This is a genomic window from Pseudomonas sp. GW821-FHT10B02 (assembly GCF_059415665.1).
On record NZ_JBWKNR010000032.1, the window covers coordinates 1 to 10,406 of the forward strand.

The window sequence follows — 10,406 nt, forward strand, 5'->3', positions numbered from 1 at the left end:
AGCACCGTGATCCGGCGCGCCTGCTGCAACTGATCGAGCAGCATCAGGTCAGCACGCTGCACTTTGTGCCGTCGATGCTGCAGGTGTTCCTCCTCGATGAGCGGGTGCACGAGGCGCGGAGCCTCAAACGCATTATTTGCAGCGGTGAGGCGTTGCAGGTCGATGCCCAGCAGCAGGTGTTCGCCAAGCTGCCGCAGGCCAAGTTGTACAACCTCTACGGTCCGACCGAAGCGGCTATCGACGTCACCCACTGGACTTGCCGCGAAGAGGGCAGTGATACGGTGCCGATCGGTCAGCCGATTGCCAACCTGGCCACCTACATCCTTGATGCCGAACTGGGTCCGGTCCCGGCCGGTGTCATCGGTGAGCTGTACCTGGGCGGTGAAGGTCTGGCGCGTGGTTATCACCGTCGTCCCGGCCTTACCGCCGAACGCTTCATGGTCAGCCTGTTCGGCGACGGTGAACGCCTGTACCGCACCGGCGACCTGGCACGTTATCGCCCTGACGGGGTGATCGAATACGCCGGGCGTATCGACCATCAGGTGAAGATCCGTGGCCTGCGTATCGAACTGGGCGAGATCGAGGCGCGGCTGTTTGAACAGGCCGAAGTCCGCGAGGCCGTGGTGCTGGCCATGGACCTGCTCGGCAGTCAGCAACTGGTCGGCTACGTGGTGCCAAACACCGAGGGTATCGACGCCGAGCAGCTCAAGGCCCGTCTGAAAGCGCACCTGCCGGATTACATGGTGCCGAGCCAGTGGGTATTCCTCGAAAGCCTACCGCTGAGTCCCAACGGCAAGCTGGAGCGCAAGGCGCTGCCACGGCCAGACGTCGGCCAGACCCAGCAGACCTATGTCGCGCCACAGTCCGAGCTGGAGCAGCAGATCGCCGCGATCTGGCAGGAAGTGCTGCAGGTCGAGCGGGTGGGCCTGCGCGACGACTTCTTCAGCCTGGGCGGGCATTCGCTGCTCGCCACCCAGGTGATTGTCCGTTTGCGCGAGCGGCTGAACCTGGAGATTGCCCTGAAAAGCCTGTTCACCGCCCGCGATCTCGGGGCGTTCTGCGAGGCCGCCCAAGCCCTGAAGAGCGATGGCCTGTCGATCGAAGACGAATTGGCTAAATCTTTAGAGGCCCTCAAACGTTTATCAGGAGGTGAGCTTGAAGAGCTAATTTCCTAGCGAGGAGTGTGGGTGTGCAAGAGTTGATCGGGGCGGTAGGACAGCTTTCGCCAAAGGAACGCAAGGCATTGGCGGTTTTGCTGAAAAAGAAGGGGATCAATCTTTTCAGCGTTGCTCCGGTATTCACCAGGCATAGCGATGAGCCGTTACAGTTGTCCTATGCCCAGGAGCGCCAGTGGTTCCTCTGGCAACTCGACCCGCACAGCTCGGCCTATCACATCCCGGCCGCCCTGCGCCTGCGCGGCACGCTGGACCTCGACGCCCTGGAGCACAGTTTCAGGGCGTTGATCGAGCGCCACGAATCGCTGCGCACCACCTTCGTTCACGACGGTGAGCAGGCCTTGCAGCACATCGCAAGCGTTGGCGATTTGCGCCTGGATATCGAAGACCTGTCGGCCACCCCGCCCGACACTGCACAGCTGACCGCCCTGGTAGAAGCCGAAACCCGCCGCCTGTTCGACCTGGCCCACGGCCCGTTGCTGCGTGTGCGCCTGTTGCGCCTGGCCGCCGATGAGCATGTGCTGGTGCTCACCCAGCACCACAGCGTCAGCGATGGCTGGTCGATGCAGGTGATGATCGCGGAGCTGGTGCAGGCGTATGCCGCGTTCACTCAAGGGCGGGAGCTGCAGTTGCCAGCGTTGCCGATTCAGTACCCGGATTACGCCTTGTGGCAGCGTCAGTGGATGGAAGCCGGCGAGCGTCAGCGGCAACTGGATTACTGGGTTGCCCAGCTGGCGGGCGAGCAAACCTTGCTCGAACTGCCGCTCGACCGTCCGCGCCCGGCCGAACAGAGCCATCGCGGTGCACGCCTGCAGATCGCTGTGCAGGCCGCGCAGATCAGTGCCCTCAAAGCCCTGGCCCAGCGTGAAGGGGTAACGCTGTTCATGCTTCTACTGGCGTCGTTGCAGGCCTTGCTGCAGCGCTACAGCGGTCAGGTGGATATCCGTGTCGGCGCCCCGACCGCCAACCGCAGCCGCAGTGAAACCGAGCGGCTGATCGGCTATTTCGTCAACACCCAGGTGCTCAAGGCCGAGTTCGATGCCGCACTGACTTTCCGTGGCCTGCTGGCCCAGGTAAAGCAAACGGTGCTCGATGCCCAGGGGCACCAGGACCTGCCGTTCGAGCAACTGGTCGAAGCGCTGCAGCCGGAGCGCAACCTCAGCCACAGCCCGCTGTTCCAGGTGATGTTCAACCACCAGCGCGACGCGGGCGGGCAGGGCGCCGCGGCGCTTGCCGGGATCGAGATCGAACAACTGGCGCTGGAGCGCACCACGGCGCAGTTCGACCTGACCCTGGATACCCAGGAAAGCAGCGAAGGCCTGAATGCCTCGCTGACCTACGCCACCGACCTGTTCGACGCCGCCACCATCGAGCGCATGGCCGGGCACTGGCTCAATCTTTTGGCTGCCGTGATCGCCGACCCGCAGCAGCGGATTGCCGCACTGGACCTGTTCGGCACCGGCGAAGTCGCCGCGCAGATTGCCCAGTGGAACCCGCAGCCGGCCGAGTTTCCGGTCGAACACTGCCTGCATACCCTGATCGCTGCCCAAGCCGCTGCCCGTCCTGAGGCGATTGCTGTTACCTACCTGAACCAGCAACTGAGCTACGGCGAACTCAATGCCCGCGCCAACCAGTGGGCGCACCGCCTGATCGAGCTGGGCGTCGGCCCGGACGTGCTGGTCGGCGTCGCGGTCGAGCGCAGCCTGGACATGGTCGTCGGCTTGCTGGCGGTGCTCAAGGCCGGTGGCGCTTACCTGCCGCTGGACCCGCAATATCCGCAGGACCGCCTGGCCTACATGATCGAGGACAGCGGTATCGACCTGGTGCTCAGTCAGCGCGAGGTTATCGGCCGTCTGCCGCTGCCGGCGCATGTGCGCAGCCTGCTACTGGACGACGAGCTGACCCAACCGTTGACCGATCCGCAGGTCACCACCGGCCCGGACAACCTGGCCTACGTGATCTACACCTCCGGCTCCACCGGCAAACCGAAAGGCACCTTGCTGCCGCACCGCAATGTGCTGCGCCTGTTCACCGCCACCGAGCGCTGGTTCGGTTTCGGTGCCGAAGACGTCTGGAGCCTGTTCCATTCCTACGCCTTCGACTTCTCGGTGTGGGAGCTGTTCGGCGCACTGCTGTATGGCGGCCGCGTCGTCGTGGTGGCCCAGGACGTCAGCCGTTCACCGGAAGACTTCTACGCCTTGTTGTGCAACGAAGGCGTCACGGTGCTGAACCAGACCCCGTCGGCGTTCAAGGCGCTGATGCAGGTGGCCTGTGCCGAAACCGAGAGCAAACCGGCGCTGCGTTATGTGGTGTTCGGTGGCGAAGCGCTGGACGTAAAAAGCCTGCGCCCGTGGTTCGAACGTTTCGGCGATCAAGCCCCGCAACTGATCAACATGTATGGCATCACCGAAACCACCGTGCATGTGACCTACCGGCCGTTGTCGCTGGCCGATCTGGAACTGGAAACCAGCAGCCCGATTGGCGAGCCAATTGCCGATCTGTCGTGGTACCTGCTGGATGCTGAACTCAATCCGGTACCCAAAGGCTGCATCGGTGAACTGTATGTCGGCCAGGCCGGCCTGGCGCGTGGCTACCTGAAGCGTGCCGACCTCACCGCCACACGTTTCGTCGCCGACCCCTTCGGCCAGCCCGGTGCGCGGCTGTACCGTACCGGCGATCTGGCGCGTAACCGTGCCGATGGGGTGATCGAATACATCGGGCGCATCGACCATCAGGTGAAGATCCGCGGTTTCCGGATCGAGCTGGGTGAAATCGAAGCGCGTCTGCAGCAGCAAGCGTCGGTACGCAATGCTCTGGTGCTGGCACTGGACGGTCCTTCCGGTGCACAGCTGGTGGGTTACGTGGTGCCGAAAGTGGCGGTGGCGCCCGAGCAGCAAACTGCGCTGCGCGAAGAACTGCGCAGCGGGCTCAAGGCAGCACTGCCGGACTACATGGTCCCGGCGCATATCCTGTTCCTCGACAGTTTGCCGCTGACCGCCAACGGCAAGCTCGACCGCAAGGCCTTGCCGACCCCGGATGCCAGCCAGTTGCAGCAGGCCTACGTGGCACCGCAAAGCGAGCTGGAACAACGTATCGCGGCGATCTGGCAGGACGTGCTCAAGCTTGAGCAGGTCGGCCTGACGGACAACTTCTTCGAACTCGGTGGTGACTCGATCATCTCCATCCAGGTGGTCAGCCGCGCACGCCAGGCGGGAATCCGCTTCACCCCGAAAGAGCTGTTCCAGCACCAGACCGTGCAAGGTCTGGCCAGTGTCGCCCGTCTCGGCGAGGACGGCCCGGGCATCGATCAGGGCCCGGTCAGCGGTGAGCTGACCCTGCTGCCGATCCATCAGGTGTTCTTCGACACCGCGATCCCCGAGCGTCACCACTGGAACCAGTCGGTGCTGCTCAAATCCAGCCAGGCGCTGGACCCGAACGCCTTGGAGCAGGCCCTGCAGGCCTTGCTGGCACACCATGACGCCCTGCGCCTGCGCTTTGCCGAGCAAGAGGGTCACTGGCAGGCGCAGTTTGCGCCAGTGTCGAGCGAGCAGCCAGTGCTGTGGCAAGCGCAACTGAACGACAGCGCCGAATTGCAGGCGCTGGGCGACGAAGCCCAGGCCAGTCTCAACCTGCAGAACGGCCCGCTGCTGCGCGCGGTGCTGGCGACTTTGGCGAGCGGCGAGCAACGCCTGTTGCTGGTGATCCATCACCTGGCGGTGGACGGCGTGTCGTGGCGCATTCTCTTCGAAGACCTGCAGCAGGCCTACAACCAGTGCCTCGCGGGGCAAACGCCAACGCTGCCAGCCAAGACCAGCTCGATCCAGGCCTGGGCCAGGCGCATGGCCGAACATGCCGGCAGCACCGCCTTGCAGGACGAACTGCAGTACTGGACCACGCAACTGCACGGGGTTGGCGCCGACCTGCCGTGCCAGCGTACGGACGCCGCCTTGAGCTATCGCCAGGCCGTCAGCGTGCAGACCCGCCTGGACAAAACCCTGACCCGCCAGTTGCTGCAAGATGCCCCGGTGGCTTACCGCACCCAGGTCAACGACCTGCTGCTGACCGCCCTGGCGCAGGTCATCACCGGCTGGGCCGGCGAGCGTTCGGCGCTGGTGCAGCTGGAAGGTCACGGTCGCGAAGCGCTGTTCGACGACATCGACCTGACCCGCAGTGTCGGCTGGTTCACCAGCCTGTACCCGGTCAAACTGACCCCGGCAGCCGACCTCGGTGCCGCGATCAAGGGCATCAAGGAACAGCTGCGCGCCATCCCCGACAAGGGCCTCGGTTATGGCGCCTTGTGTTACCTGGGCGATGAACAGGTAAAAGCGCAACTGGCCGAGCTGCCGCAGGCGCGGATTACCTTCAACTACCTTGGCCAGTTCGATGGCAGCTTCTCCAGCGGCGAGCAGTTGCTGACCCCCGCCAGCGAAAGCGCCGGGCGCGAACAGAGCCTGGATGCACCGCTGGGTAACTGGCTGACGGTCAACGGCCAGGTCTATGACGGCGAACTGAGCCTGGGCTGGACCTTCAGCGGCGAGATGTTCGACACCGCAACCATCCAGCAACTGGCTGATGCTTACGCTCAAGCGCTGCAGGGTTTGATTGCCCATTGCAGCGCTGCTGTCCAGCAAGGCTTCACGCCGTCGGACTTCCCCCTGGCGCGAGTCTCCCAGGCCCAGCTGGACCGGCTACCGGTGCCAGCCGCCGCAGTCGAAGACCTCTATCCGATGTCGCCGATGCAACAGGGCATGATGTTCCACACCCTGTACGAACAGTCGGCCAGCGACTACATCAACCAGATGCGCCTGGACGTCGAAGGGCTCGATCCCGAACGCTTTTCCCAGGCCTGGCAGGCGGCGCTGGCGGGGCATGACATCCTGCGCAGCAGCTTTGTCTGGCAGGGCGATCTGCAGCAACCGTTGCAGGTGGTGCACAAGACCCTGCAAATGCCGTTCTGCCACCTCGACTGGCGCGGCCGTGAGGATCTCGCCGAGGCGCTGGACGCCTGGGCTGAAAACGACCGTCAGCAAGGCTTCGACCTGGCCCGTGCGCCGTTGCTGCGCATGGCGGTGATTCGCACCGGCGAACAGCGCTATCACCTGGTCTACACCAACCACCACATCCTTATGGACGGCTGGAGCAACTCGCGTCTGCTCGGCGAAGTGCTGCAACGCTACAGCGGCCAGTGGCTGGCGACTGAACCGGCACGCTACAGCCATTACATCGACTGGCTGCAGCGCCAGGACAGCGCAGCCAGCCAGGCCTTCTGGCAGCGTGAGCTGGGAGCGCTGAGCACGCCGACCCGCCTGGCCGACGCGCTGCTGCGTCCTGCCAGCGGTACTGTCGGCTATGGCGATCACCTGTACAGCCTCGACATCACCCTGACCGAACGCCTGAACGCCTTTGCCCGGCAGCAGAAAATCACCCTCAACACCCTGGTGCAGGCCGCCTGGCTGTTGTTGCTGCAGCGCTACACCGGCCAGGACAGTGTGTGCTTCGGCGCCACGGTGGCTGGCCGTCCGGCCGACCTCAAAGGCGTTGAAGAGCAGATCGGTCTGTTCATCAACACCTTGCCGGTGGTCGCCGCGCCGGTGCCGCAGCAAACGGTCGGCGCCTGGCTGCAAGCCTTGCAGGCGCAGAATCTGGCGTTGCGTGAGCACGAGCACACACCGCTGTTCGAGATCCAGCGCTGGGCCGGGCAGGGCGGTGAAGCGCTGTTCGACAACATCCTGGTGTTCGAGAACTACCCGGTGGCCGAGGCCTTGCAAAGCGCCTCGCCGGCCGGTGTCAGCTTCGGCAGCATCGCCAACCACGAGCAGACCAACTACCCGTTGACCCTGGCCGTCGGCCTCTCCGATGCCCTGACCCTGCATTACAGCTATGCCCGCAGCCAGTTCCGCGACGACAGCGTCGAGCGCCTCGCCGCGCATCACCGCCAGCTGTTGCTGGCCCTGGCCGAAGACGCGCTGCGCCCGCTGGGTGAGGTGTCGCAACTGGCGCCTGCTGAACAACAGCAGCTTCAGGCCTGGAGCCAGGTGCCGTTCGAGAGCGGCGACCGGCGGGCGGTGCACCAGCTGTTCGAAGCCCAGGTGCAGCGTCAGCCCGAGGCACCGGCGCTGATTTTCGGCGAGCAGCAATTGAGCTACGCCGAACTCGACAACCGCGCCAACCGCCTGGCGCGTACCCTGGTCGAGCTCGGTGCCGGTCCCGAAGTACTGGTCGGGATTGCCGTGGAGCGTGGCCTGGACATGATCGTTGCGGTGATTGCGGTGCTCAAGTCGGGCAGCGCCTATGTGCCGCTCGACCCCGGTTACCCGGCCGACCGCCTGCAATGCATGATGGAAGACAGCGGCATCGTCCTGCTGCTGAGCCAGAGCCACTTGCTGGAGCGCCTGCCGGTGCCGGCGGCGGTCACCAGCCTGTGCCTGGACCAGGCCCAGGCCTGGCAGGCCGAGGATGGCAGCGTCTTGCACATCGAGGTGGCGGCCGACAACCTCGCCTACGTCATGTTCACCTCCGGCTCCACCGGCCGCCCCAAGGGCGTCGGCATCAGCCAGTCGGCGCTGACCCGGCATGCCTGGGTTTCCGTGGACTTCTTCAACCTCGACGGCAGCGACCGCATGCTGCAGTTCGCCACCTTCAACTTCGACGGCTTTGTCGAGCAACTCTATGCGCCGTTGATCTGCGGTGCCGCAGTGGTGCTGCGTGGTCCGCAGATCTGGGACAGCGAAACCTTCTACCGCGAGCTGATCGAGCGGCAGATCAGCGTGGTCGACCTGACCACCGCCTATTGGCACATGCTCGCCAAGGACTTTGCGGCCATCGGCCCGCGTGACTATGGGCGTCTCAAGCAACTGCACAGCGGTGGCGAGGCGATGCCGCCGGAAGGCCTGGCGGCCTGGAAACAGGCGGGGCTGGGGCATGTGCGTCTGCTCAACACCTATGGCCCGACCGAAGCGACGGTGACCGTCACCACCCTCGATTGCAGCGAGTATGTCGACGGGCGTCGCGAGCAACCGCTGACCCTGCCGATCGGCACGGTGTTGCCGGAACGCAGCATCTACCTGCTCGACAACAACGGCGCGCCGGCCCCGGTCGGCACGGTGGGCGAACTGGTGATTGGCGGTGAGCTGCTCGCCCGTGGTTACTTCAACCGCCCGAGCCTGACTGCCGAACGCTTCCTGCCTGATCCGTTTGCCTTGCAACCGGGCGGGCGCCTGTACCGCAGCGGTGACCTGGCCCGCTACCGCGCCGATGGGGTGATCGACTACGTCGGGCGCATCGATCACCAGGTCAAGATTCGCGGCCTGCGTATCGAGCTGGGCGAAATCGAGGCGCGTCTGCAGGAGCAGGAGGCCGTTCGCGATGCCGTGGTCCTGGCCCTGGAGGGGCCGAACGGCCTGCAGCTGGTGGCTTATGTGGTGCCAACAGAAACACCGGGCGATGCCCTGCGCGAGCGGCTCAAGGCCCACCTGCAACAGCACCTGCCGGACTACATGGTGCCAGGCGCCTGGATGTTCCTCGAGCAGTTGCCGCTGAGCCCCAATGGCAAGCTCGACCGCAAGGCGCTGCCCAAGCCCGATGCCGCCCAGGCACTGGAACGCTTCGTAGCGCCGCAGAGTGGCGTGCAGCAGCAGGTCGCGCAGATCTGGCAGGAGGTGTTGCAGGTCGAGCGCGTCGGCCTCACCGACAACTTCTTCGCCCTCGGTGGCCACTCGTTGCTGGCGACCCAGGTGGTTGCGCGCATGCGCCATGCCCTGAACATCGAGGTGAGCCTGCGCAGCCTGTTCGAGCAGGACAACCTGGCGGCCTTCGTTGCCGCCCTCGATCCGCAGGCTGCTCAGCCGGCGCCGGCCCTGGTGGCGCAGGCACGTGGAAACAGTGTGCCGCTGTCGTATGCCCAGGAACGTCAGTGGTTCCTCTGGCAGCTGGACCCGCAGAGCGCCGCCTACCACGTCCCGTGCGCGCTGCGCCTGCGCGGCCCGCTGCAGGTCGAGGCGCTGGAGCGTGGCTTCCAGGTGCTGGTGCAACGTCATGAAAGCCTGCGCACCACTTTCATTCAGGAAGGGGTGAAGCCGCTGCAAGTGATTGCCGCGCAGGGCTCGCTGGCGATCGAGCGGCATACAGTGCCCGTGTTGGACAGCGCCCTGGCCCGTGATAGCTGGGTTCAGGCCTTTATCGAAGGCGAGATCGCCCGGCTGTTCGACCTCGGCCAGGGTCCGCTGATCCGGGTCAACCTGCTGCAGCTGGCCGAAGATGAGCACATCCTGCTGCTGACCCAGCACCACATCGTGTCCGACGGCGCCTCGATGCAGGTCATGGTCGATGAGCTGGTGCAGTTGTATGCCGGCTTCACTGCCGGACATGAGGTGCAGTTGGCGCCGTTGCCGATCCAGTACGCCGACTACGCCCTGTGGCAGCGCCAGTGGATGGACGCCGGCGAACGCGAGCGTCAACTGGGGTACTGGCGTGCCCGTCTGGCCGGTGATCAAGCACCGCTGGCGCTGCCGACCGACCGTCCGCGTCCAGCCGTGCAAAGCTACCGTGGTGCGCGCCTGGACCTGGTCTTGCCCGCCGCGACCCATGCCGCATTGCAGCGAGTGGCGCGTGAGCACAACGTCACCCTGTTCATGCTCCTGCTGGCCTCGTTCCAGACCTTGCTGCACCGTTACTCCGGGCAGGCCGATATCCGTGTCGGCGTGCCGGTGGCCAACCGCAGCCGCATGGAAACCGAAGGCCTGATCGGCTTTTTCACCAACACTCAGGTGCTCGATGCCCAGCTCAGCCCGCAGCTGTCGTTCGCGCAGCTGTTGCAGCAGGTGCGGGCGACGGCGCTGGGCGCCCAGGCGCACCAGGACCTGCCGTTCGAGCAACTGGTCGAAGCCCTGCAACCGCAACGCAGCCTCAGCCACAGCCCGCTGTTCCAGGTGTTGTTCAACCATCAGCGAGAAGTGCAACGGGGTGGGGCAGGGCAGGCTTTGTCGGCGTTGCAGGTCGAGACCCTGGCCTGGGCAACCCACAGCGCCCAGTTCGACCTGACCCTGGATACCGTGGAGGCCATTGATGGCCTGAGTGCCTCGCTGACCTACGCCACCGACTTGTTCGACGCGACCACTGTCGCCCGCATGGCGCAGCATTGGCGCAACCTGCTGGAGGCGATCATCGCCGAGCCGACGGCGGCGATTGCCGATCTGCCGATGCTGGCTGTCGAGGAACGTACGCAGTTGCTTG

General features: G+C 65.1%; 2 protein-coding genes. Both read left to right on the forward strand.

Annotated features, from left to right (window positions below; all coding sequences use genetic code 11):
- Window positions 1-1,175 (forward strand): AMP-binding protein (locus AC07OF_RS25670; RefSeq protein WP_495073671.1); only part of this gene is annotated, 1,175 nt, incomplete at its 5' end.
- Window positions 1,176-1,189: 14 nt separating this feature from the next.
- The coding region (locus tag AC07OF_RS25675) for an amino acid adenylation domain-containing protein (RefSeq protein WP_495073672.1) at window positions 1,190-10,406 on the forward strand (9,217 nt) is incomplete at its 3' end.